The sequence below is a fragment of the Methanobacterium paludis genome (assembly GCF_000214725.1).
Classification (GTDB): Archaea; Methanobacteriota; Methanobacteria; order Methanobacteriales; family Methanobacteriaceae; genus Methanobacterium_C; species Methanobacterium_C paludis.
In genome coordinates, this window is sequence record NC_015574.1 from 2,522,054 (window position 1) to 2,546,541 (window position 24,488).

At 38.1% G+C, this 24,488-nt stretch carries 20 protein-coding genes; 10 read left to right on the top strand and 10 right to left on the bottom strand.

Annotated elements, in window-relative coordinates:
- Positions 1-216: 216 nt before the first annotated feature.
- The 6 genes from MSWAN_RS12045 (at position 217) to MSWAN_RS12565 (ending at position 4,478) form a co-directional block, all read left to right on the top strand.
- The gene (locus tag MSWAN_RS12045; RefSeq protein WP_013826926.1) at positions 217-810 is read left to right on the top strand and encodes a DUF134 domain-containing protein; all 594 of its coding nucleotides are present in this window, start codon (positions 217-219) and stop codon (positions 808-810) included.
- A gap of 118 nt (positions 811-928) precedes the next feature.
- Positions 929-2,524 carry a methyl coenzyme M reductase system, component A2 gene (atwA, locus tag MSWAN_RS12050; protein ID WP_013826927.1) on the top strand — a complete coding sequence of 532 codons (1,596 nt, stop codon included), beginning with the start codon at positions 929-931 and terminating at the stop codon, positions 2,522-2,524.
- Between the two features lie 664 nt (positions 2,525-3,188).
- Positions 3,189-3,476, top strand: coding sequence for an ArsR/SmtB family transcription factor (locus MSWAN_RS12055; RefSeq protein WP_013826928.1), 288 nt, complete (start codon positions 3,189-3,191; stop codon positions 3,474-3,476).
- Positions 3,477-3,492: 16 nt separating this feature from the next.
- Positions 3,493-3,846, top strand: a complete 354-nt coding sequence (locus MSWAN_RS12060; protein WP_013826929.1) for a hypothetical protein — start codon at positions 3,493-3,495, stop codon at positions 3,844-3,846.
- 109 nt (positions 3,847-3,955) lie between these two features.
- Positions 3,956-4,309: a hypothetical protein gene (locus MSWAN_RS12065; RefSeq protein ID WP_013826930.1), complete on the top strand. Its 354-nt coding sequence runs from the start codon at positions 3,956-3,958 to the stop codon at positions 4,307-4,309.
- 37 nt (positions 4,310-4,346) lie between these two features.
- Complete coding sequence (locus tag MSWAN_RS12565; protein ID WP_227716968.1) at positions 4,347-4,478, top strand: YnfA family protein; 132 nt, start codon at positions 4,347-4,349, stop codon at positions 4,476-4,478.
- A gap of 20 nt (positions 4,479-4,498) precedes the next feature.
- Here MSWAN_RS12565 and MSWAN_RS12070 read toward each other — a convergent pair whose 3' ends face one another.
- The 5 genes from MSWAN_RS12070 to MSWAN_RS12090 form a co-directional block, all read right to left on the bottom strand.
- Positions 4,499-4,813, bottom strand: a complete 315-nt coding sequence (locus MSWAN_RS12070) for a DUF2769 domain-containing protein (RefSeq protein WP_013826931.1) — start codon at positions 4,811-4,813, stop codon at positions 4,499-4,501.
- A 993-nt stretch (positions 4,814-5,806) separates the two neighbouring features.
- Positions 5,807-6,802, bottom strand: coding sequence for a methanogenesis marker 12 protein (locus MSWAN_RS12075; RefSeq protein WP_013826932.1), 996 nt, complete (start codon positions 6,800-6,802; stop codon positions 5,807-5,809).
- A 653-nt stretch (positions 6,803-7,455) separates the two neighbouring features.
- Positions 7,456-8,448 (bottom strand): ketol-acid reductoisomerase, encoded by a 993-nt coding sequence (ilvC, locus tag MSWAN_RS12080; RefSeq protein ID WP_013826933.1) that lies wholly within the window; start codon positions 8,446-8,448, stop codon positions 7,456-7,458.
- Between the two features lie 283 nt (positions 8,449-8,731).
- The gene (ilvN, locus tag MSWAN_RS12085; protein ID WP_013826934.1) at positions 8,732-9,232 is read right to left on the bottom strand and encodes an acetolactate synthase small subunit; all 501 of its coding nucleotides are present in this window, start codon (positions 9,230-9,232) and stop codon (positions 8,732-8,734) included.
- Between the two features lies 1 nt (position 9,233).
- Positions 9,234-10,979 carry an acetolactate synthase large subunit gene (locus tag MSWAN_RS12090; protein WP_013826935.1) on the bottom strand — a complete coding sequence of 582 codons (1,746 nt, stop codon included), beginning with the start codon at positions 10,977-10,979 and terminating at the stop codon, positions 9,234-9,236.
- A 305-nt stretch (positions 10,980-11,284) separates the two neighbouring features.
- On the opposite strand from MSWAN_RS12090, the gene purD reads away from it, so the two are divergent.
- Entirely contained in the window at positions 11,285-12,598 is a 1,314-nt protein-coding gene (gene purD, locus MSWAN_RS12095) for a phosphoribosylamine--glycine ligase (protein WP_013826936.1), read from the top strand.
- Positions 12,599-12,999: 401 nt separating this feature from the next.
- Positions 13,000-13,908, top strand: a complete 909-nt coding sequence (gene argF / locus MSWAN_RS12100) for an ornithine carbamoyltransferase (RefSeq protein ID WP_013826937.1) — start codon at positions 13,000-13,002, stop codon at positions 13,906-13,908.
- 386 nt (positions 13,909-14,294) lie between these two features.
- On the opposite strand, the gene argS is transcribed toward argF, so the two are convergent.
- The 5 genes from argS to MSWAN_RS12125 all read right to left on the bottom strand — a co-directional run bounded on the left by argS (position 14,295) and on the right by MSWAN_RS12125 (position 20,956).
- On the bottom strand, positions 14,295-15,995 hold the full coding sequence (gene argS, locus MSWAN_RS12105; protein WP_013826938.1) for an arginine--tRNA ligase: 1,701 nt from the start codon (positions 15,993-15,995) through the stop codon (positions 14,295-14,297).
- A 240-nt stretch (positions 15,996-16,235) separates the two neighbouring features.
- Entirely contained in the window at positions 16,236-16,661 is a 426-nt protein-coding gene (locus MSWAN_RS12110; protein WP_013826939.1) for a signal peptidase I, read from the bottom strand.
- A gap of 29 nt (positions 16,662-16,690) precedes the next feature.
- On the bottom strand, positions 16,691-18,340 hold the full coding sequence (gene ilvD / locus MSWAN_RS12115; RefSeq protein WP_013826940.1) for a dihydroxy-acid dehydratase: 1,650 nt from the start codon (positions 18,338-18,340) through the stop codon (positions 16,691-16,693).
- A gap of 255 nt (positions 18,341-18,595) precedes the next feature.
- Positions 18,596-19,117 carry a nitroreductase family protein gene (locus MSWAN_RS12120; protein ID WP_013826941.1) on the bottom strand — a complete coding sequence of 174 codons (522 nt, stop codon included), beginning with the start codon at positions 19,115-19,117 and terminating at the stop codon, positions 18,596-18,598.
- Between the two features lie 159 nt (positions 19,118-19,276).
- Positions 19,277-20,956 (bottom strand): ABC1 kinase family protein, encoded by a 1,680-nt coding sequence (locus MSWAN_RS12125; RefSeq protein WP_227716969.1) that lies wholly within the window; start codon positions 20,954-20,956, stop codon positions 19,277-19,279.
- 321 nt (positions 20,957-21,277) lie between these two features.
- Here MSWAN_RS12125 and MSWAN_RS12130 point away from each other — a divergent pair, with 321 nt between their 5' ends.
- Complete coding sequence (locus MSWAN_RS12130) at positions 21,278-23,110, top strand: threonine--tRNA ligase (protein ID WP_013826943.1); 1,833 nt, start codon at positions 21,278-21,280, stop codon at positions 23,108-23,110.
- Between the two features lie 658 nt (positions 23,111-23,768).
- A complete protein-coding gene (locus MSWAN_RS12135; RefSeq protein WP_013826944.1) occupies positions 23,769-24,281 on the top strand; it encodes a coiled-coil domain-containing protein in 513 nt (170 codons plus the stop codon).
- Positions 24,282-24,488 lie beyond the last annotated feature (207 nt).

The following is a 24,488-nucleotide window of genomic DNA, read 5'->3' on the forward strand; positions in this document are numbered from 1 at the left end:
ATTTTATTGAAATTTGGAACAGAATTTTAATTTTTACAAGATCTCTACTTAAATTTCTTTTAATTGAATAGTTATGTTAATATGATGTATTAACCCAGTTTAGACACTTTAAGATGATTCAAATTCTTATTTAAAACTTATATCTCATGGAAATAATCCTTCTATGAACCGGTAAAAACAAGGTTTATATAATAGTTTTGAATATATATTCAGAATATGCCACGGCCTCGAAAATTCAGAAGGGTATTAGAAGAACCACAGACGCGTTGTTTTAAACCGGATAGCAAAAAAATTGGTCCATCTAATCCTATTAAAATTACAGTAGATGAGTTTGAGGCCATAAGACTCAGAGATTATCATGATATCCAACAGAAAAAATCTGCAGAGATAATGGGCATTTCACAGCCCACATTTCACAGAATATTAACCTCTGCCAGAAAAAAGATATCAAGAGCCTTGATTGATGGAAATACAATAGAAATCATAGGTGGGAATTATATAACTGACAAAAAAAGGTACAAATGCAATGGTTGCGGATTTGAATGGCGTAGCCCTGAAAAAGAATATGATAAATGCCCGGACTGTAAATCTGAAGACATAAATATTATTGTAGGGGATGAAGAAGTCCCAAAAGAATCAGAAGATTCATTACTCCAGAGAAGATCCTATGGCGGCACAGGTATTCGAGCGGGCCCACCAAAAGTTTGCAAATGTCCAAACTGCGGATATGAATCTCCAAAAATAAAGGGAGTGCCATGCAAGAATACTAAATGTCCTAAATGTGAAACTCCACTGTGTGGAGCGGATTAAACATCTTCTAGATTTAAAAAAATTAAATACCAATAATGGATAACATTATCTCTCTAATAAACTCATAAATTAGGAAATAAACGATAAAAATCCTATATAAACAAAAATGGTGGTTGCATTGTCTTTTATAGAGGTTAGGAACGTTACTAAGACTTTTAAAGGTGTGGATGTTTTAAAGAATGTTAGTATGACCATAGATGAGGGTACTGTTTTAGGTATTCTTGGAAGAAGTGGTGCGGGTAAATCAGTTCTTATACAAATGCTCAGAGGAATGAAGGATTACAAGCCAGACCAAGGTCAAATAATCTACAACATAGCCTTTTGTCCTGATTGTATCCGAGTTGAAACACCATCACAAGCCGGGCAAAAATGCAGCTGCGGATGTGAATTCCAGGCAATGAGTGTTGATTTCTGGAACTGCGACCGAATACTGTTTGCAGCCATCAAAAGAAGAATCTCAATAATGCTCCAAAGAACCTTCGCCCTCTACGAGGACGATACAGTCATAGACAACGTTCTAAAAGCAATTCACGACCATGATGAGGAAGAAAGCATCTCAATAGCCATAGACCTTCTGGAAATGGCTCAAATGACCCACAGAATAACCCACATAGCAAGAGACCTCAGCGGAGGGGAAAAACAAAGAGTCGTGCTCGCCAGACAAATGGCCAAAGAACCCATGATATTCCTAGCAGACGAACCCACAGGAACACTCGACCCCAAAACAGCAGAACTAATACATGAAGCACTGCTCGACGGAGTGAAAAACAAAGGCAAAACAATGATCATATCCTCCCACTGGCCAGAAGTCATGAAAAAACTATCAGACCAAGTAATATGGCTCGAAAAAGGAGAAATAATCGAACAAGGCAACCCCACCAAAATCGTGAAAAAATTCCTACAACAAGTACCCCTACCAGAAAAAGGAGAAGTCTTCAAAACAGGCGGACCCATAATAAAAATGGAAAACGTGAAAAAACATTACTACTCCATAGAAAGAGGAGTAGTCAAAGCAGTTGACGGAATAAACCTAACAGTAGATGAAAGCGAAATATTCGGAGTCGTAGGCCTCAGCGGCGCAGGAAAAACAACACTATCACGAATACTCTACGGCCTAACAGAACCCAGCACAGGCAACATCCAAGTCAAACTAGGAGAAACCTGGATAGACATGACACAAAAAGGCCCATACGGAAGAGGAAGAGTCAAACCCTACCTAGGAATACTCCACCAAGAATACAGCCTCTACCCGCACAGAAACGTGCTCGGAAACCTCACAGAAGCCATAAGCCTCGAACTACCCGCAGAATTCGCAAAAATGAAAGCCATATACGTCCTCAAAGCCGTAGGATTCGACGAAACATACGCCACAACCATACTAAACAAATACCCAGACGAACTCAGCAGCGGAGAAAGACACAGAGTAGCACTAGCACAAGTCCTCATCAAAGAACCCAAAATAATAATCCTAGACGAACCCACAGGAACCATGGACCCCATAACAAGAGTACAAGTCACAGACTCAATAATAAAAGCACGAGACGAACTAAACCAAACATTCCTAATCATATCACACGACATGGACTTCGTACTCGACGTATGCGACAAAGCTGCCCTAATGCGCGGAGGAAAAATCCTAAAACAAGGAAACCCAAAAACAATAATCCAAGACCTAACACCCACAGAAAAAAAGAAAATGCTTACAAAGGGATAATAACAGGAAATCATGATGTATAAACTATTTTTGGCAGTGTTGGCAGTTATTGTTATTTTATATGCTGTGTTAAAGGATCCAGCAAAGAAGTATGAATAAATCATGGAATGGTGATGTTATGCGTGTAAAAAATCTAAGGACCTTAATTGAACATTGAATTGTCATCTAAAACGCATGTCATAGGTACTTCATAATCTGGGCACGTTCAAGACAGCATAAAAATCTTCTTCAGGCCCACGAAGGTTGAGATCAGGGGGGAGTTAAGCCATCCAAAGAACTTGCAAAAACCTTATAAAACCTTTTTTATTCTTTTTTACACTTTTTAAATTCTAATCTACAGTTACTATTAAAAAAACATTTTTAATCATTAAATTGTGTTGTTTTTATTTTAAAACACTTATGCTCTGATTGGGTAAAGATTTGGGTGTAAATCTGGAAAAACTACTTTTGTGATAGAAGCCTTTTTTAGTCAAGTAAAACTGTTCCTGTTTTTGATGTAAAATAGAGACGTTTTGGGTCTTAGGATTTAAGTCTCCTTTAAAAAAGAAATAAGTTGAGGTAAATTTAAATGATGTATTGGACCCTCATTTTTTAGTTTTCAAACCAGTTGGCTTAGGCGATAGGTTTATTTTATGTGGGCTCAAAAAGTTGATTAGGTTAGTTGATGTCCATGAAAAAAATGTTATGGTGGCTTATTGGAGGTACTAGGGGCGGAGTTAATAGGGCCAGGATTATAAATGCTCTACATCAGAGGCCCTACAATGCCCATCAGCTTTCTGAAAAACTGGAACTGGATTACAAGACAGTTAGGCATCATACAAAGGTTTTGGAAGATAACCAGATCCTCACATCCTCTGGAGAAAAATATGGTGCTATGTACTTTCTTTCTTCCAAGATGGAGGAAAATTATGATTTTTTCCAGCAAATATGGCTTGAAATAGGTGAAGATTAACAATTAGGTGATTAAAGTGATTGGAGAACCAGGTTTTGAAGGGAACGGGAGTCCTGAACATATTCCCCCAAACATTCCGTTAGATGATCCGGGGTTAGCCTTTGCGGCTGCCATTGTAGGCTTAGCAAATATTATTCTGCTTGTAATATTGCTGTTTACATACGTTTCAAATTATAGGAAATTAAAATCCAGCTTCAGTTTGGGACTGGTTTTATTTGCCTTACTTTTGATCATGCAGAACCTCCTTTTCATCTTCTTCCTAGTATCTAGAGAAGGGTTTCATGGCCCAGGAATGGGGTTTCCCGTTCTGAGTCTGAATATCATTCAATTCGGTGCACTCATAGTACTGTTAAAGATAACTTTGGTTTGAGGAAGTTGAGGTTGCGTTGCAGATCGATCCCAATCCCATAATTTTATTACAGGATTGGACTAAATAACCAAATCTCATTTCTAGAAGAGATATAAAAACAGTGATTTTAATGGATTGGAAAAAGAGTTTTATTGAAATTAAGGATATAAACAATCCTTTGATATTGTTTGGTGTAATTATAGCACTTACCAATTACAATGGATATTTATGGGGGTACATGCTGGCTATTGCTGCTGTGATAGTCGGTGTTCTGGGCATTGGACTTAAAAAGAAGTGGATAAGAATTTTAGGAGGATTTTTGTTCGCGTTAACTGGAAGTTACATGGTTCTGTCTTACTCAAATTTTTATTATCATCATTTTGGTATTGTGGCATTATTTTTAATAGTGTTGGTGGCAGTACTCCTCATAATGGAGGGCGTAATCGTCATGGTCAATGCTGTTACAGCTAAATCAGATAGTTAGCTAACAATGAACAATGTATATTGTTGGTCTGTGATCTATGGGATACATCAAGGTGAACTACATGGAAATAGTTAAATCTCTCTTTTACTTCTTTTTGGCGGGCTTGTTTGAGATCGGTGGGGGTTACCTCATCTGGCTTTGGCTTAGGGAAGGTGCAGGTATTCAATAGTTTTTCAAGTTTACTATCATTTACCTTGCAGCGCCATCTCTGCAGAAATATGATCCCGGTTCCCCTTTGTTAAGCCCATATTCGGTCCATATTGGACATTCCCCACATTTACATATTTCATGTGTATCAAGGTCTGTGCAGACAGCTTTTCCATTTGCACAGTAAATTCCTGGAACGTCTTTTGGCTCTATCACAGTAGCAATGTCCACGTCTTCAGACATCATCTCCTGCATACCCCTCAACGTATTCTTAAAGCACTCGCTTTTTGCCTGAACAGGACATTTCACGCATTGACATTTTGCAACATTCTCAGCATTGAATTCAACTTTTCCCATTTTAAGTCCCCCCTATCTTTTCATAATTGGTTTTTATGAGATTTAGTCATGAATACATTTAATGAACAATTGAAAAATGGAGCAAACTTCTAATGTTTTAGGCACATCTAAGTTTAAGTTTTTCTGGGCATATCTAAGTTTTAAGCTTACTGGGGAGTGGGATTGATATCTGATCTAGATTTGATTTTTTTCTTAATATTACTTGGATCTGTGCTTTAAGAGCCATGGTAATAAGTAGCGCTCAGATCACGGCCAATTCAACGGTAACAACCGCGTTGCAAAGAATCGATTTGACTCCATCAGTATTATAATTGTCCGATTTTGTATATAAAAATTGTTGAAAAAATAAATTAATTCAGAAAAAATATGGTCAATAGTTGTAACATACCCTACAATATTCATGATTATTTAAAACATTTTCAATTTAGCATTTTCATGATTCATGGTGTTGAACAAGTCCACAATTCTTGTAGAAAAAGATTTATTCATCTTTATTGGGATAAATAAACGATTTGAATAGCAGATTAAGTTTATTACTCATTATTATTCTCCTATTATTCGCCATGTTCTCTTATATTCGTCGCTTTTTTCTACAGTAGACTTACTGGAGATAAGTTACATATTATTTTTAATTAGAAATCCGATAGTAAATGAGAGTATTTTATGTAATTTTTTATACTGTAGAACATTTTTTCACAACATATCCTTCAAATACAGCTTTAGTATTAATTATGCTTTAAAAAAATTTCTTCGTTAAATACACTTGAAACGATCCTCTCCAAGTTTTTTCTACTGTAGAATCAAAATTTTTCTAACAGCTCGGGATTTAAAAATGGATTAGATTTAACTCATTTTTACATGATTAATTTAGTTATGTCCTAAAATAGCATTATCAAACTTATTGACCGCCCTATAATTTGAAAATAAAAAATAATGCAACGATACTGGGGAATATGACACAAAAAATAAAGAATTTAATATCTCAAAAAACTTTTAACCCTTAACTTTTATCCCTAAAATTTCTTTTTTCCCTTCAAAAACAGCTTCGGCTATTTGAGCGCTTCCAACTGAACCTGAAGTTGCCGGGAGATTTACAACAGGGGCAATATCCTGAACATTCTCTTTTACCCTTCCAAAAATGTCGATAAGTTCCTGCATCGAGCCTATAGAGCCTGTAAGTATAATTCCTTCGATAGGTTTGTTTGCTATCCCTGCAAGACCCCAGATCTCCATGTTTATGGTCATTATCATGGTTTCAATTGCGAGTTTCGCTTTCTTGTTACCCTCAAGGTACATTTTAAGAATCTCATCCTTGGCCCTGGCCACCTTAGTGTCAACACCGGCCACTTTAACGGCCCCTGCGTTTGAAAAACATTCGTTGGCAGTTTTAGTACCATCATCTATATCCCTCAACATTTCAAGGTCCAGAGGGCCGTGCACAATTCCCATTGCACCAATACATGCGTCCATAGCTCCTTTTATCTGTCCATCCTCGATCAACATGGTCACGGTGTTGGAGCTAATGTCCGAGACCAGCATGTTATCAAAACCAGTTTCTTTATAAGCGTTGTAGGATATGCTGATCTTTTCAGGGCTTGCATGGTGAGAATAAGCAGCTTTGAATCTGGGGTCAAGGCAGGGGGTGTTTTTGTGAAGTCCGGGTATTAAAACTGTGGGAATGCCAGATTCTCTTATTTCATCGTATACTGCGGTTCCCCCGCCTGTAACTTTACCTGCACCGCCCATTGATATTATTCCCCTATCTTTTACCTTTTCAATGGGAGTTATTGCACTTATACCATCGCCCATGGCGTATGTTATGGCCATAAGTTCTATGGATTCTATTTCGACTCTTTTTGAAAGTTCTTCAACTGCAGATGCTTTGCCTGCCGACAGTTCTTCCCTCCCGATCCTGAAGTGTACCCGTTCATTACCAAGTACTGTAAATGAAACTCCTGTTGTACCATGATCCATGCCAACAAAAACCATAAAATCACCCTGATGTTTTTAACTCAATGATATCATTTGGCTGAAATATATTCAACGCAGTTATTAAATTTATCTCATGATTAAAATGATTGGATTTATTGTATAATCTATATACTAACTTATTTTTAACACATGCCACTTCTGATGAATGGTTTACTAATTGTTGATGGTTCTAGACAGTATGTATCGGCCATGAAGACATGTTCTGGTATGGATAGTGATAACTTACTGAATATTAGTAGATCTGATCGTTTTAGAGGAGAATAACCAAATCTCTAGAGAATAAAGAGTTTAATGGGGTTGAAGTTCATCAAGGAGACATAAGTTGGATATAAACTCCTATTGCCCCTGAAACTGTGAATGTTGTTGGGATCCCAGAGCAAATGTTCGTTTTCTGCATGAGTAAGTGGAAGTGATTAGGGATGATGTGGCTGGCAGCATTAAAGAGGAACAGTTCATTAGTCGTGTTCTAATGATTTTAAAACGCCATATACAAGCACAGACGCAGTAAAAAAGCTTGGATTTTGTGAATTCTACGGATATTCAGGTGGATTTGAACTGATTTGGCAGAAAATCTCGAAAAAATCTCTGGATATGAAGTATAATAGAACTAGTAGAATTGGAAATTAAAATAGAAAAAAAAGGAATGAATTTTAATCTTCCTTCTGTAAACCGCAAGCTTTCCTTAATTTTGCACCAACTTTCTCGATCTGGAGGTCATCCTCAATTCTCCTGAGGCTGTTGAGCATTGGAGCTCCGGCGTTGTTTTCGGTTGCAAATTCTTTGGTGAATTCACCGGTTTGGATCTCTTTAAGGACCTGTTTCATCTCTTTACGGGTTTCATCTGTTACGATACGGTCTCTAATTGCGAGTCCTCCGAATTCAGCTGTGTTACTGACATCGTGCCACATGTTACCGAATCCTTTCTTGTAGATTAAGTCAACGATGAGCTTCATCTCGTGGCATGTTTCGAAGTATGCGATCTCTGGCTGGTAACCTGCCTCAACAAGGGTCTGGAAACCCGCATTTATGAGTCCTGTAACTCCTCCACAGAGTACGGCCTGTTCACCGAATAGGTCTGTTTCTGTTTCTTCTTTGAATGTTGTTTCAAGGACACCAGCTTTTGTGAGTCCTGCTCCTTGGCCCATTGCAAGGGCTATTTTAAGTGCGTCTCCTGTGGCGTCTCTTTCAACTGCAACAAGTCCTGGAACTCCGAATCCTTCGAGATACTGCTGTCTTACCATTGAACCTGGTCCTTTTGGGGCTATCATGGTTATGTTGATGTTTTCAGCAGGTTTTATGTAACCGTAGTGTATGTTGTAACCGTGTGAAAATGATATGGTATTTCCTTCCTCTAATTTGTCTTTTATTGATGTTTCGTAGACTTTACCCTGGATTTCGTCAGGTATAAGCACGTGTACAACATCACCTTGCTCTGCAGCATCTTCAACGCTCATGACATCCATGCCTGCATCTGATGCAGCTTTCCAGGAGTTACCGTTTTTCCTAAGTCCGACAACAACGTTTAATCCGCTGTCTGCCATGTTCCTTGATTGTGCCAATCCCTGGCTTCCATATCCTATTACTGCAACGGTTTTATTTTTTAAGACGTTTGCGTCCACGTCTTTATTGTAATACATTTTCATTGTTGGTCTCCTCCTAATTTAAGAAATTTAGTAAATGTCTATTCATTAAAATATTGCCAAAGATTTTGCTTTTAAAATTTTTTGGCTTTTAAAAATTAATTCTGGTATATTATTGATGAAGAATGGTTTATAAAGTTTATCATCAATGTACCAAGTAGATTTATTGTTTTCTTTTTTCTGGTTAATAATCTTTCAATTTAGAAAATAAAAAATAAATAAATTGATGTTAAGGACTTTTGGATGGTTAAAATAGATTTAACTCTTAAATTGGTCCTTAAAAACTTCAGATGGTCTTAGTGCCCCTTGATATTGCCGTAGGTCCTGTTCTTGATATTTCTTTTATTCCAAATGATCTTAAAAGATCTATAAGGGCTTCTATCTTGTCAGGGGTTCCTGTAATTTCTATTGTAACGGTTTCAGGACTTACATCAATTACTTTTCCCCTGAAAATGTTCGTATATTGAATTATCTCTGATCTAACCCTCTCTGTTGGTGTGTGCACCTTGATGAGGCAAAGTTCCCTTTCAACTGTGCTTTCAGGTTCAAGGTCCCTGACCTTTATGACCTCTATCAATTTGTTCAGCTGTTTGGTTATCTGTTCCAGGATTTTCTCATCGCCCCTGGCTATTATGGTCATCCTTGCCATGGATTCCTGTTCAGAAGTACCGACCGTGATGTTCTCTATGTTAAAGCCTCTTCTTGTGAAGAGTCCTGCAACACGTTGGAGCACACCTGGTTTGTTAAGTACAAGGGTACTGATTATGTGAGTTCTCTGTTCATCCATCCTAATCACCCTCCATTTCACGGGCCTTTGACTTGTAGGGGATTTCTCCAGGGTACTCGGTTTCAACCTTATACTCGCCCACTATTTCTGTAAGTCCGCGTCCTGGCGGCACCATTGGAAGGATCTCATCTGGATCTATTACAATGTCGAGTAAGGTTGGTTCACCGGAGTTTAGGGCACGTTTAAGGGATTCTTTGAGCTCTCCAGGCTTTTCAACCTTTTCACCCTTAATATCAAAGGACTCTGCAAGTTTAACAAAGTCTGGTACGTTTCCAAGTTTTGTATGTGATATTCTGTTGTTGTAGAATAGTTTCTGCCACTGGGCAACCATTCCAAGGTATCTGTTATCTAGAACGCAGATTACAATGGGTATATCATAATCTTTTATGGTTGCAAGGTCCTGACAGACCATGAGGAATCCACCGTCTCCACAGACTGCCACAACATCTGTTTCAGGCTTTGCAACTTTGGCGCCTATGGCTGCTGGGAATCCGAAACCCATGGTTCCAAGTCCCCCGGATGAGAGGAAAGTCCTTGGAATCCGGGATGTGAAGTAATGTGCCATCCACATCTGGTTCTGGCCAACATCTGTTGTAACAATGGTATCATCTGTAATGGCTTCTGATATCTCTTTTATGACCTGCTGAGGTTTCAGTGGAATCTCGTCAAATGAAACACGTGGTATAGAACGTTTTCTAAATGCGGACACGTGTTTGGTCCATGCTGCTGTGTTAACGGCTGCAGAAACCTTTTTTTGAGATATGGTCTGTAAAAGACTTTGCATCACGATCTTGGCGTCACCAACGATTGGAACATCCACATCCACGTTTTTACCAATTTCTGCTGGATCAACATCAATATGTACTATTTTGGCATCTTTAGCAAATTTTGATAGAGATCCTGTTGTTCTATCCGAGAACCTGCATCCTATGGCAATTAAACAGTCACAATCATCTACTGTGAAATTTGCAACCTGTTTACCGTGCATACCAAGCATTCCAAGGGATAATGGATGGTCTTCAGGGAACGATCCTTTTCCCATGAGAGAGGTGGCAACAGGTGCCCCAAGGATTTCTGAAAGTCTTAAAAGCTCTGAAGACGAACCTGATAATATAACTCCACCACCTGCAAGTATAACAGGTTTTTTGCAGCTTAAAATCAGGTCAGTAGCCCTTTTAACCTGAAGAGGATGGCCTTTTTTGGTTGGTTTGTAACCTGGAAGTTCCATGGGTTCGGCCTTTTCAAAGTCGAAATCTTCCTGCTGGACATCCTTTGGAAGGTCCAATACAACAGGTCCAGGTCGGCCGGTATTAGCTATGTAAAATGCTGATTTTATCAGTCCGGGTATTTCATCTGCGTGCATTGCCTGGAAGTTGTGTTTTGTAATGGGCATGGTCATTCCAAGGGTATCCACCTCCTGGAATGCATCGTTACCAATGAGAGGAGTTGAAACCTGTCCTGCAATTGCAATTATTGGAGATGAGTCCATATATGCCGTTGCAATTCCTGTAACAAGGTTTGTGGCTCCTGGTCCTGATGTTCCAATACATACGCCAACTTTTCCAGATGCCCTGGCGTATCCGTCAGCTGCGTGGGCTGCACACTGTTCGTGCCTTACTAATATATGTTTCATGTCCGAATCGTAGATTACATCGTATAATGGAAGTAGAACTCCTCCGGGATATCCGAAAACGACGTCTACTCCCTGATCTGTGAGTGATTTGATTATGGCTTCGCCACCCTTCATAAAAACACCTTTAAATATTTTAAATTAAATCTATCTATTTATTGTTGTGTCCATTAAATGAACAGATCCTTTATGCTAATTTCATCATTACGATATAAAAGTATATATTATCTTTTGTTGAACACACTCAATTATAATTATATTTTCAATTATATTTTCCAGTTTTAAACCATTTTTTTACAAAAATATCCTAAAATAACCTGTAATATGCAAAAATACTCATTTTAATTCTGTTTACAAAATTTGGCCCCCCATTTTTATAAGGGTACAGATTTATAAGATTTACATATGAGGAGGACTTTAATATGAGAATTCTTGTTGTAGGAACCGGAGCAAGGGAACATGCAATATGTAGGGCCATCGGAAACGAAGCCGAATTACACTCAATAATGAGTAACAAAAACCCTGGAATAGCCAGGATATCAAAATTCAAGATTTCAAGCGAGAAAGACATTGAAGCGGTTAAAAAGTACGCACTGGACAATAGAATAGACATGACAGTAATAGGTCCGGAGGCACCCCTTGAGATGGGAATAGTTGACGCACTTCAAGAAGAAGGAATAGGATGTGTTGGCCCAACAAAGGAAGCAGCCAGGATAGAAACCGACAAAGCCTTCATGAGAAACCTTTTTGAGGACCATAAAATACCAGGGTCCCTGGTTTACAAGGTCTTTGACAACACCCATGATGCCGGAGACTTCATAGAGGACTTTGGTGAGGATGTTGTTATAAAACCTGTGGGATTAACAGGTGGTAAAGGTGTTAAAATTATGGGAGAGCACCTTAAAGATGCTTCTGATGCCAAAAGTTACATAAAAGAGATAATAGACAACAAGATAAGTGGCCATCCTAAGGTGGTAATAGAAGAAAGGCTTGTTGGTGAAGAATTCACAGTCCAGGCTTTTGTTGATGGAAGCCACGTTGTGCCTATGCCTGCTGCCCAGGATCACCCTCATGCATTTGAGGGGGATCAGGGACCTATAACTGGGGGAATGGGATCTTATTCCGATAAAAATGGCTTACTCCCATTTTTAGATCAGAAAAGTTACGATGAATCTGTTAAGATAATGGAAGACACTGTGAAGGCTATTAAAACAGAAGTTGGACCATACCGGGGAATTCTCTACGGTCAGTTCATGCTATGTAAAAACGGGCCAAGACTTGTCGAGTACAACGCAAGGTTCGGAGACCCGGAAGCCATGAACGTGCTCCCTCTTCTAAATTCAAGCTTTGTTGAACTATCCGAGGGCATAGTTGATGGAAACCTTAAAAAGGCCGATTTTGAAAGCAAGGCAACTGTCTGTAAGTACGTAGTTCCAAGAGGATACCCTGAAACTAAAGCAGCCAACCAGGTTTTGAACGTGGATGAGGCCAAAATAAATGATGCAGGGGCCATTGTTTACTACGCGGCTGTGAACCAGAAGGATGATAAAATATACACGTCTTCATCAAGGGCACTTGGACTTGTTGGAATTGGTGACAGCATAGCAGAAGCAGAAGAAATTTGTGAAAAAGTTACAGGCCATGTGAAGGGCGATGTGTACCACCGTAGCGATGTGGGAACAGCAGAGCTCATAGAAAAGAGGATCAGGCACATGGAAAAAATTAGAGGGAACTAAAAAGGAATTGATAGGTTAGGGAATAATAAATTTTAAGAGCAAGCTCCTTGGAGGTTTCCTATGAATAACTCTCGGAGTGTTTCTTAGAGATAATTCAGGGTCTTATATGGAATTCAATTGAAAGTTTTCCATGATCAGATTGAATGAACTTCAAGGAAGAACTTAAGAAGAACTCCCAACATATAGTTAAATCAAAAATAAAGAAGAGCTAAACGTAATAAAACATGTTTTCGGTATGGATTCTGGTTGAGAATAATTTAAAACGCTTTCTATCAAGGATCCGTCCGAATAACAACCTTTAAATAAAGGTTCCATAATAAATAATGGTTCCATAAGATATCTTAAAAATTTATATCTTAATTTAATAATCAATATCACATGTTTTTTGGGGATGAATATTAATGAAACATCTTTTATCAGTCACAGATGTAAAGGAAAATATATTTGAGATACTTGAACAGGCGGAAAAGTTTAAAAAAGACCCTATAATGGGCGAACCGCTTAAAAGTAAGACGCTTGCAATGATCTTTCAGAAGGCATCAACAAGGACAAGGGTCTCCTTTGAAGTGGCTATGTTCCACCTTGGAGGCAGCGGTCTTTACCTATCTACAGAAGACCTGCAGCTCGGTCGCGGGGAAATAATCGAGGACACAGCAAGGGCAATGACCAGATACGTTGACGGTGTGATGATAAGGGCCAAAGAACATGATGATGTTGTTAAATTTGCTGAATACTCTAACGTACCGGTTATAAACGGTTTAACAAATGTTGAACATCCATGTCAGGCTCTCACAGATCTTCTAACCATATACGAGAATAAAGGTACGTACAAGGTTAAACTAGCATTTGTAGGGGATGGAAACAACGTTTGCAACTCGTTACTTCTTGCAGCTGCACTTGTTGGCATGGACATGACTGCTGTATGTCCACAGGGATACGAACCAGACCAGGAAATATTTAAACAGGCCCAGAAATACGCTGAAAAATCCGGATCCAAAATAGAAATAACCAGCAACGTTTCAGAGGGAATTAAAGGTGCAGATGTAGTTTATACCGACGTATGGGTAAGTATGGGTGATGAAGAGGAAGCTTCAAAACGTGAAGAAGATTTTAAGGATTATCAGGTTAACATGGAACTTTTAAAACATGTAAAACCAGATGCAATAGTGATGCACTGTTTACCTGCCATTAGGGGTCAGGAAATAACTGATGAAGTGATAAACTGCCCTCAATCTGTTATATGGGACCAGGCAGAAAACAGGATGCACACCCAGAAGGCAGTGCTTTACGAACTGTTAACAGACCTTTAAACATCTTTTAACTTAACCATTTTAAAGTTAAAATAATAATTAAGATAAATTAACATAAAATAATTAAAATAATTATTTTAAATATCTTTTTTTTTGAATATTTTTTTGAATCAGTCTTGTGGGATTTTTTTTAAAGAAAAAATAGAAAAAATACATTCTTTTAAATTTTTATCTGGATTTTTTTCAAAATTAAAGATAAAAAGAATTTATCTCCTTTTTGTTTAAATAACCAATTAAAATTAGTATTGATCGAAAATAAATTAATTTGGCCCTAAAAAATTTTAAAAATTAAAAATTAAAGTTTAAAAAGTTTAAAAAAAAAATTTCGCCTAAATTATTGTTAATTTAAGTGTATACCTTTTTGCTGTTTTCTCAAACTTCAGATTTTACATTGAAACAGGTGCATCGATCCCCATGAGCTCTAAACAGTTTCTAATGGTTATCCTAGCCTTATCAACTAAAAGCAGTCTTAAAGCTTCTTTATCTGAATCGATCACAGGCACTGATTTGTAAAACTTGTTGAAGGCTCCTGCAAGGTCCTGGGCGTACTGGGCCAGGTTGTGCACTCTCCTTGTTTTTGCTGATTCCTCTATTACCGTTGAAAATTTGGACATGGTCTTCACAAGTTCAATTTCAAATGGGTCTTCAAGGTTCCAATCAGCAATATCTTCATATCTTGGAGCAGTGTCTCCAACTCGGTACCCTGCTTTCTCAAGAAGTTTGCAGGCCCGGGCGTGTGAGTACTGTATTGATGCGCAGCCACGCTCAAAGCTCAGTGCTTCATTCCATTTGAACACTACATGCTTTTCAGGGGATAGTCTTGCTATGTAATACCTTATAGCCCCAATACCCACTTTTTCTGCGATCAATGTTTTTTCATCCCCATTTAGGTCGGGTCTTCTGGTCTCCATCTCCTTCATTGCGCGCTGGACAGCTTCCTCCATGAGATCGTCAACACTTATGAAAACACCCCTACGTGTGGACATTGAACCTTCTGGGAGAGTTATGAACTCATAAAATATAACGTATGGAGTTTTACCGCCAAGCATCCCTAAAACGGCACTTAACTGTTTTACTGCAAGTTTATGGTCTGATCCAAGGACATCAACGATCTCGTCGAAGTTTTTAGATTTATAGAGATGGTAAGCCAGGTCTCTTGTGGCATATAACGATGTTCCATCTGATCTTGTGAGTATGAGCTCTTTTTCTATGCCGTACTCGTTAAGATCAAGATATGGAACTTCATTTCTTTTTATACATCCTTCCAAGGTTTTTAATATATTTTCCACATCTCCGTTTTTCACGAATGTGCTTTCCCATGTGAATGCATCGTGTTCGATGTTCAAACGTTTTGAAGTGATTTTTATTCCCTCAATACATTTTTCAACCACGGTTTTGAAAAGTTCCTGAAGTTCTTTCTCCTTCCCCTTCTCATATCTTTTTAGTATGGTGTTAATTTCACTTTTAAGTTCAGGATTAGCACGTAATTTTTCGTTTACATTGAAGTAAAGCTTTCCAATCTCATGGTCTGGCTTTCCCTTGGGATCCATCTGGTAATCCATGTTAAGAAGTCCCCACACTATCATGGCTATCTGCCTGCCCATATCATTTACGTAGTACTGGGTTTCAACTTCATAACCTGCTTTTCTCAATATTCGAGCTAATGAATCTCCTATTATTGAGTTACGTATATGTCCTATATGGAGTGGCCCGTTTGGGTTTGCAGATGTATGTTCAAGGATTATTTTCGTGTTTTTTGATTCTAACCTTCCATAATCATCGTCTACAGATTCTAAAACTAGTTTTGCGAATTTGTTGTAATCTGCAAAGAAGTTTATGTAGGGACCCTTTGATTCAACCCTGCTGAATATTTCCGGAGCCTCTATTTTATCCATTATCTCCTGTGTTATTTCCATTGGAGATCTTTTGAGCTGCTTTGCAAGCTGGAATGAAACTGAACTGGCAATGTCCCCCATATCAGAGTTAGGGGGTTCTTCAACCTTGATATTTCCGGATATTCCCCAACCTAACGCCTCAATTGCATTTTCCAATGATTTTACTGCTTCTTTTTTTAGTATTCTATACATAACTTCACCTTTAAATCCTAAAATGTTCCCTAACCTAAATGTTCTTCCCTTAATAATGCCAATTTAACTATTAAGATCTTAAGATTCTAATTTAACTACTCAGATTTTAGTAATTTGTTAAGCTTTAAATTATTAATTAAGCTACTTTGTGCTGTTTTAAATTAATGAAATCCAATAAAAAATGTAAAAAGAGCATTTATATTGATCACTATAATAAATTGCTCGTTAAAATGGATTAAATTATAATCCTCTGATCCAGAGGGTTATATATCCAATTTTTGGTATTATCAGCGGGGTGTTGCCAATATTTATAACTTTGGCCTCCACCTGATCTGGATACACCACTACAGGGTCTTGAACAGGATTGTTATCACCCTTCGTTATGTAATATGTCTTACCCTGAGAATCTTGTCCTTTATAGATGATTCGATGTATCACAGGATCTGGGAACCATGTGGCGTGATAGATTACGATATTACCAACGCTCAAGTCACTTGCATTTATTTCATTTAACCCTAAAAAGTCGGTTTTTTCAATTACAACAACGTCCCCTCTGTAAAAAACGGGTTCCATACTTCCTGAAACAACCACGTTCATATGCTGGGCAATGATTATTCCGATAAGTATAATTGCAACGTAACTTATTATTTCTTTGGTATCTACCATACTTCACACCTTTTGGGATAAATTCAACATTATCTTAGAACAGCTCCCTTATCTGCTGAACTTGCAAGCTTCATATATCTTGAAAGCCATCCTTTAACTTTTCTTTCAGGTTTAACAGCATTTTGGACCCGTTTTTTAATTTCATTTTCCTCAACTGCAAATTCAAGGGTCCTGTTTGGAATATCTATCTTTATGATGTCACCGTTTCGAACAGCAGCTATAGGACCGTTTTCCATTGCTTCCGGTGAAACATGGCCGACACACGGGCCTCTTGTACCGCCTGAGAATCTTCCATCGGTTATGAGTGCAACGGATTTAATTCCCATACCTGATATTGCAGAAGTTGGGTTGAGCATTTCACGCATTCCAGGACCTCCTTTAGGTCCCTCGTACCTGATAACAATGACATCTCCCTCTTTGATCTGGCCGCCTGTGATAGCGTCTACACACTCTTCTTCGCTGTTAAATACCTTTGCAGGCCCTTCATGCACCATCATATCTGAGTTTACAGCACCCTGCTTAACAACGGATCCGTTAGGTGCAAGGTTTCCTTTTAGAACCGCTATTCCTCCTTCTTCATGTATTGGATTGTCCAGAGGCCTTATTACATCATGGTCCAAAACCACAATGTCTTCAATGTTTTCTTCAAGTGTTTTACCTGTGCACGTTAGTGCGTCTGTATGTAGTTTGTCCTTTAAAACACTTAAAACTCCGGGTATACCCCCAGCATTCTCCAGATCCAGCATTCTGTGGGATCCACTTGGTCTTATTGCAGTTATATGGGGTATTTTGTGGCTTAGATCATCGAAAAGTTCGAGGTTTGCATTTATGCCTTCAAGTTCGCTTGCAATTGCTGGTATGTGTAGTGTGGTGTTGGTTGACCCACCAAGGGCTAGATCAGCAGCCACAGCATTTTCAAACGCTTTCTGTGTCATTATCTGGGAGGGGGTGATGTTTTTCTCCAGAAGTTCTATTATCTTCCTTCCTGAAGCCTCTGCAATCTGCAGTTTTTTGTCAGAAACAGCATGGGCTGTTGCGCAACCTGTTAGGCTCATTCCCATTGCTTCTGTCAGGCAGGCCATTGTGTTGGCAGTGAAAAGACCGGCACAGGATCCAGCACCAGGGCATGCACATTTCTCCAGCTCATCCAGTTCTTTTTCGGACATTTTACCCGATAAAACTGCACCCACACCCTCAGAAACATTTATGAAGTCCACAGGTTTGCCCTGGAATTCCCCAGGCAGCATTGGACCTCCTGTGACCACTATTGCAGGTATGTCAAGTCTGGCTGCTGCCATGAGCATTCCAGGGACAACCTTGTCGCAGGTTGGTATGAGTACCAGCGCATCGAATTGATGTGCCATGGTAACGCTTTCCACAGTATCGGCGATTATTTCCCTTGATGCCAGGGAGTAGCGCATACCTTCATGGTTCATAGCTATACCGTCGCATATGGCCATGGTGTTAAATTCAAATGCTACACCACCAGCTTCAGTTATGCCTTTTTTTACGGCTTCTGATAATTTGTTGAGATGAATGTGACCTGGAACTATTTCCGTGAAACTGTTGGCCACACCTATAAATGGTTTGTTCATTTCTTGGTCTGTTAATCCGCAGGCCCTTAGTAAAGATCTGTGAGGAGCCCTCTGAAGGCCTTTTTTAATGATATCACTTCTCATTTGATCACCGTGAGTCTTTTGTCATCATATCTTCTATCTGTAACAATTTTTCTAACAAAATTTTCTATCTGAAAATCAATAGTACAACATTATTTTATATTATCATTTTTGTCCTCATTAGGTTTAAAATGATCATGTTGACTTAGTAAAATATTTTATCTAAAAAAATTTTTAAAAAAGAATTCAAACTACATATAATAATTGAAGATTAGTAATTTGAGAAGTGTTAAGCTCGTTTGAATTGATTCATTTGCGTTACCACTTGTCCCAATGAATATTTTCAGGGTTGAATTTGTCTCTGGGCTTTTCTAAACCTTTAGGGTAACCTATTGAAATGATGTTTAGAGGAACAACATTTTCAGGGATGTTCAGAATATTCCTAACACCTTCAACTCGTTCTGGAATGGGATGAACTCCCAACCAGACAGTTCCAAGTCCCATAGACTCTGCAGCCAGGAGAATATTCTCTGAAGCAGCAGAACAATCCTGAATCCAGTATTCTGGAGCACCCGGTACAGATTTTTCAGGAATGCCACAGACAACCACGGCTGCGCCTGCATTTGGGAGCATCTTACCAAAAGGCATTACATCAGCCAGGGAAATGAGGTTTGATTTATCCATAACAGCTATAAAAGCCCATGGTCTTAAATCAACTGCACTTGGGGCGGCCATACCTGCTTTTATCAAAGTTTCCAGGTCTTCTCTGCTGATGTGTTTATCCAGATAATTTCTAACACTTTTACGATTTTTTATGGTGTTTAATACTTCATTTTCCACTTTAAAAACCCCCTAAAATTATTAAATGGATTTATGACTCGTATAATTTTATGTTTACTAAATGTTTTAATGGTTTAAAGCTGTTTCCATCTTAAACCTGTTCTATAAACCATAAACTGTTTTTATTAATCTATAAATTGTTTATAACTTCATTTACCCTTATATCTGTCGGTACCTCAAAATAGAGATTACAAGGGCCATTCCAAGTACGGCACTTATAACAAATCCTATTATTCCAAGAAATGGAAATCCTAGAAGTAATATTCCTTTATTAGTTTGCATTATAAGTGAGGAACCAATTATAAGGGCAGATATTATTAGTGCAAGAGATATGCGGTTGGTTATCCTGTCCAGGCTTCCTGAAATGATGTCCAGATTTTTATGTTCCATTTCAATGTTTATTTTTCCTTCTTCAAGTTTCATGAGGGTTTTACTTATGCTTCGAGGGAATATCTTCATCAGATGTTCAAACTCAAAGATATTTTCACCTATAAAATCCAGGAGTCTTGCTGGATTTAATTTTCGCACTAAAAGTTTTTTGACAAATGGTTTTGCTATTTCAACACCGTTGAACTCTGGATCCAGTTTCTGTCCCGTGTCCTCCATCATGGTAATGACGCGGGACAGGAGCACGAATTCTTTTGGGAATTTTATCTGGTACTTTTCAAGTATATTGGAGCTTGAAAGGTCCTGAAGCACGTTACCCACCTGTTTAATTTCCGTTCCGATGTACTTGTCCATGAGATCCATGAGATCATATTTAATGGATTTTCTATCCACACTTTCACTCAATATTCCCATGTAAATTAACTGATTTATTATTCCGTTAACATCGTTGTTTATTATAAAAATGAACAGCTCTGCAAGGTCTTCACGGGACTCCTCGTCTATACTGCCCATCATACCAAAGTCTAAAAAGCATATAATGTTGTGTTTCAGTACGTAGATGTTGCTAGGATGGGGGTCTGCATGAAAAAATCCGTGTATTAAAATCTGTTTGAAGTAGGATTCTGCGCCGCGTTTGGCTATGAGCTTTCTATTGAATTTATCTTCCGATCCATCCGATTCCATAATGTCCCGGACTTTAACCCCATCTATGAACTCCATTGTCAGAACTTTGGTTGTGGAATGTTCGTTATAGATTTTAGGAACGTAAACTGTTCTGTCGCCTTTGAATATTTCTTTGAACCTCTTAGAGTTCCTAGATTCCTGCCCATAATCCATCTCCTTTAATATGGATCGTTCAAATTCGTCCACAATTCCTGGAAGATTGTAATACTTCCATTTGGGGATTCTCCTGTCTATGAGGTCGGCGAGGTAGTGCATAAGTCTTATGTCCTGATTTACCTGCCTTTCCAGACCGGGTCTTTGAACCTTCACGGCAACATTTGATTTATTTTTAAGTACAGCTTGATGGACTTGTCCAACAGAAGCTGAAGCCAGTGGAACTTCATTAAATTTGGAGAAAACTTCGTCCAATGGACTTTTAAGCTGTTCTTCAATCACAGATTTGATCTTTTCAAATTCAAATGCTGGAGTTGAATCCTGAAGTTTACTAAATTCCTGGGCAAGTTCTTCACCCACCAGGTCTGGTCTGGTGCTTAATATCTGTCCCAACTTGATGAAGGTGGTGCCCAGTTCTTCTAAAACCATTCTGAGTCTTTCTGAAACTGAACTGTCAAATTCATCAATAGAACTACCTTTCTTAAATCGTTCAGATAGAGGAAGCTGGTTTTTTAGCCCTATCTTTTCAACTACGCTTCCAAACTCGTATTTGGCCAGAATTCTTAGAATTTCTGTCAGTCTTTTGAGATCTGGTAATGTATCATCATGAATCATGCTCATGTCTAACAATTTAGACCATGGTTATATACAAACTTTTCGTAGAAGTTTAATAAGGCATATAACTACAAAAAAGGTCTATTAAGTAGTTTTATAAGGCATAAATCCTTTTTATATGATTCAATGTGGGGTTAATGTTTTATTCATAAAAAAAAGATGTTTATTCATAAATTTAGTTAAATTAGGACTTGAAGGGCTGATTATTGGTTTGATGGAAGCATTCATAAACTATCAAAAACCAATAATGAGTAAATCATAAATAACATTATAACTAATGCTAACGAATTTTATTCATAGCTTAATTCAATAGGTGGTCAAATGAGGATACTTCTGATTCATTCTGATTATTTAAAATATAAAACAAGGTCAAAAACAAGAATAGCAGAAAAAATAGACGATGAAAAGAAAAAAGGTGAATTTAAAGATTCATTAGTAGTTTTCACAGCAGTCGAGAAGGAAGATGAGAAAAATCCAGAGGGAGTGGTTGAAAACGCTATCCTGGAAATAAAAGATATCTTAGCTAAAGTTGGGGCAAAAAATGTGGTTATATATCCATACGCCCACCTCAGCTCATCTTTAAGCTCACCTGACGCTGCAAAGAAAATACTTCAGGACATGGAGTCAAGACTGGACGAGCTTGATATTCCTGTTGGAAGGGCTCCATTTGGATGGTACAAATCCTTTGAAGTTTCATGTAAGGGACACCCACTTTCAGAGCTTTCAAGGACAATAACAGCCGAAAAACCTGAAAAAAAGGAAGAAAAACCCGAGGAAGAAAAATCAAAATTCTACATCATGGTCGATGGAAAACTCCAGGACCCTGAAGAATTTGAATATCAAAATCAGGACTTCAAAAAGCTTGTGGGCAATGAACTGGGAATAATGGAGTCCACAGGTGAGGAACCTCCACATGTACGCCTTATGAGGGAGAAAAGTCTGGCAGACTATGAACCTTCAGCAGATATAGGCCATCTCCGCTGGTATCCTAAGGGCAGACTTGTCAGGGACCTTCTTGCAGACTACGTTTACAACCTCGTGACAGAGAGGGGTGCAATGCCTGTGGAGACCCCTATAATGTACGATTTGTCGGATGAGGCCATAAGGGTGCACGCAGAGAAATTCGGGGAACGTCAGTACCGTTTAGGCACTAAAAACAAGGAGCTCATGCTCAGATACGCATGCTGTTTCGGTGCCTTCAGAATTCTTGCAGATTCATTCCTAACATGGAAAAACCTTCCAATAGGCATGTACGAACTTTCAACCTACAGTTTCCGTCTTGAGAAAAAGGGAGAGGTTGTAGGACTTAAAAGGTTGAGGGGATTCACAATGCCAGACCTGCACACAGTCTGCGCCGACATAGACCATGCAATGGAGGAGTTCGACAAGCAGATAGACATGTGCAAACAGACTGGAGTGGACCTTGAAGTCAACTACGAAGTTATAATGAGGGCCACAGCAGAGTTTTTCAAGGAGAACGAGGAATGGGTCTACAACGCAGCGGCGAAAATAGGTAAACCAGTGCTCATGGAAGTCTTACCAAAGAGAAAACACTATTGGATAGCTAAAATGGACTTTGCAGCTATAGACTACCTTGGAAGGCCTATAGAAAATCCAACCATCCAGATAGATGTTGAAAGTGGTGAAAGGTTCGGAATAACCTATATAAACGAATCAGAAGAAGACATAAACCCAATAATACTCCACTGCAGCCCAACTGGAAGTGTTGAAAGGGTTATATGCAGTTTACTTGAAAAAACCGCCGTTGAAATGGATGAAAAACCACCAATGCTCCCTATATGGCTTGAACCAACACAGGTACGGGTTATACCAATTGCAGAAAGGCACACAGACTTTGCACTAAAACTTGCAGAAGAGATAAAGGCCCAAAATGTCCGTGTTGACGTTGATGAGATGCATGAAACAGTTGGAAAGAAAATAAGAAATGCAGGTAAAGATTGGGTTCCATACGTTGTTGTGATAGGTGATAGGGAACTTGAAGGTGGCGAACTAACAATAAACGTTCGTGAAACCGGTGAAAAAGTTTCTATGACTGTTGACGAACTTGTCAAGAAAGTTCATGAGGAAACCAAAGGTATGCCTTTCAGAAACCTTCCACTGCCAATTAAACTGTCTAAAAGGGTTCATTTCTAATCCCTTTATTTATTTACTATTTTTTTTGATTTCTATCCAACTGAGTGAATTTTGTATTCAATTTCAAATTCGATCGACCTACAAAATAGAGATATAGAACAGAGTGACGGGATTACAGAATTATTCAGATCTATTTCTACTTCCATTCGGATTATTTACTACTCCAATGTATTTTAGACACGGATCATCACTGGAATATACATATCCAAACCTTTCAATTTAAATTAATCTAAGTTTTCATTCTGTTTTCACAATTTGGTATGTATCTAATTTATTAAATAATCCCGAGTTATTAAAACAGCTAATTTAATTGAAGAAAGCTAAAAGAATATTATAAGTTTCTTATTTAACCCTCTGAAATATGTAAGATTGTATTAAAATAACAATAGTAAGAACCCAGTTAGTTTTAAGGATCATAGGATTTTATCTTCAAATTCAACTTTTTGACTTTTACTTCTATTCACTTATGAATGATCCATCTGTCTATTGGTGGTTATGTCAATTGATAAAAAAATATCAGATGTGAAGATTAAAAGTTATTTGCTTCTAAATCTTATCTAAAAATAGGTACTAAACGATTTTTTAAACTGATGTAATTTTAAACTCAATGTGATATACTCAAGGATAACATTCCAAAATCGTAGCAAGGTGGTTTCAAATGGTTTATCTCATCTGTGATAAATGTAAACGTCATTATAAACTCCAAGAAGGAGAATTTCCAGAGAATGTTAGTGATGCATGTGATTGCGGTGGAAAATTAAGATCTGCTGAGAACCTTCCTGACACAGATGATAAGGATGAAACGTCTGTTGAAGAGTTAGAGAATGAATTAAACCTTAAAGAAAATGAAATCAAGGGCTTAAGAGAAAAACTGGCACGAACACAGGAACAGCTCCAGGACGTGATGAATGAAAAGAAATCACTGGAAAAACGGATGAGTGAATTGGAACTCAAAGAGATAGACCTGAAACTCAATAACTCCGAGAACATGCGGCAGGAACATAACAAACTTGAGCATCGAGTACAGGTCACTAAAAAGCAGTTGGATGATGCCAATGATGAGTTGAAAGTTCAGCATAAAGTTATTGAAGACCTGGATAATCGTGGAATCGTGGATATCCTTAGGGGAAGATTCCCTGAAAGTTTTATTAGGTACAGGAAGATGAAGTAGTCCTGGAAAATTTTTTAATTTTTTAAGTTGAATCTATATTTTAAGTTAATTTGTCAATTAAAGTGGTTGTCACTCGATTAAGGACTTATAAAAAAAATTAAAACTTGATATTTCATAAAATTCCACAACTTACAAAATTTAAATAAAGATTTTTTTGCAGGATTGAATAAATTTGTCATACATTTTTTTCAAACGTTTTTATCCAAT

What these genes read in the sequence shown, in the direction of transcription:
- MSWAN_RS12045 (WP_013826926.1), top strand. Translation starts at nt 217, where the DNA reads ATGCCACGGCCTCGAAAATTCAGAAGGGTATTAGAAGAACCACAGACG.
- MSWAN_RS12055 (WP_013826928.1), top strand. Translation starts at nt 3,189, where the DNA reads ATGTCCATGAAAAAAATGTTATGGTGGCTTATTGGAGGTACTAGGGGC.
- MSWAN_RS12065 (WP_013826930.1), top strand. Translation starts at nt 3,956, where the DNA reads ATGGATTGGAAAAAGAGTTTTATTGAAATTAAGGATATAAACAATCCT.
- MSWAN_RS12565 (WP_227716968.1), top strand. Translation starts at nt 4,347, where the DNA reads ATGGGATACATCAAGGTGAACTACATGGAAATAGTTAAATCTCTCTTT.
- MSWAN_RS12070 (WP_013826931.1), bottom strand. Translation starts at nt 4,813, where the DNA reads ATGGGAAAAGTTGAATTCAATGCTGAGAATGTTGCAAAATGTCAATGC.
- MSWAN_RS12075 (WP_013826932.1), bottom strand. Translation starts at nt 6,802, where the DNA reads ATGGTTTTTGTTGGCATGGATCATGGTACAACAGGAGTTTCATTTACA.
- ilvC (WP_013826933.1), bottom strand. Translation starts at nt 8,448, where the DNA reads ATGAAAATGTATTACAATAAAGACGTGGACGCAAACGTCTTAAAAAAT.
- ilvN (WP_013826934.1), bottom strand. Translation starts at nt 9,232, where the DNA reads ATGGATGAACAGAGAACTCACATAATCAGTACCCTTGTACTTAACAAA.
- MSWAN_RS12090 (WP_013826935.1), bottom strand. Translation starts at nt 10,979, where the DNA reads ATGAAGGGTGGCGAAGCCATAATCAAATCACTCACAGATCAGGGAGTA.
- purD (WP_013826936.1), top strand. Translation starts at nt 11,285, where the DNA reads ATGAGAATTCTTGTTGTAGGAACCGGAGCAAGGGAACATGCAATATGT.
- argF (WP_013826937.1), top strand. Translation starts at nt 13,000, where the DNA reads ATGAAACATCTTTTATCAGTCACAGATGTAAAGGAAAATATATTTGAG.
- argS (WP_013826938.1), bottom strand. Translation starts at nt 15,995, where the DNA reads ATGTATAGAATACTAAAAAAAGAAGCAGTAAAATCATTGGAAAATGCA.
- MSWAN_RS12110 (WP_013826939.1), bottom strand. Translation starts at nt 16,661, where the DNA reads ATGGTAGATACCAAAGAAATAATAAGTTACGTTGCAATTATACTTATC.
- ilvD (WP_013826940.1), bottom strand. Translation starts at nt 18,340, where the DNA reads ATGAGAAGTGATATCATTAAAAAAGGCCTTCAGAGGGCTCCTCACAGA.
- MSWAN_RS12125 (WP_227716969.1), bottom strand. Translation starts at nt 20,956, where the DNA reads ATGATTCATGATGATACATTACCAGATCTCAAAAGACTGACAGAAATT.
- MSWAN_RS12130 (WP_013826943.1), top strand. Translation starts at nt 21,278, where the DNA reads ATGAGGATACTTCTGATTCATTCTGATTATTTAAAATATAAAACAAGG.
- MSWAN_RS12135 (WP_013826944.1), top strand. Translation starts at nt 23,769, where the DNA reads ATGGTTTATCTCATCTGTGATAAATGTAAACGTCATTATAAACTCCAA.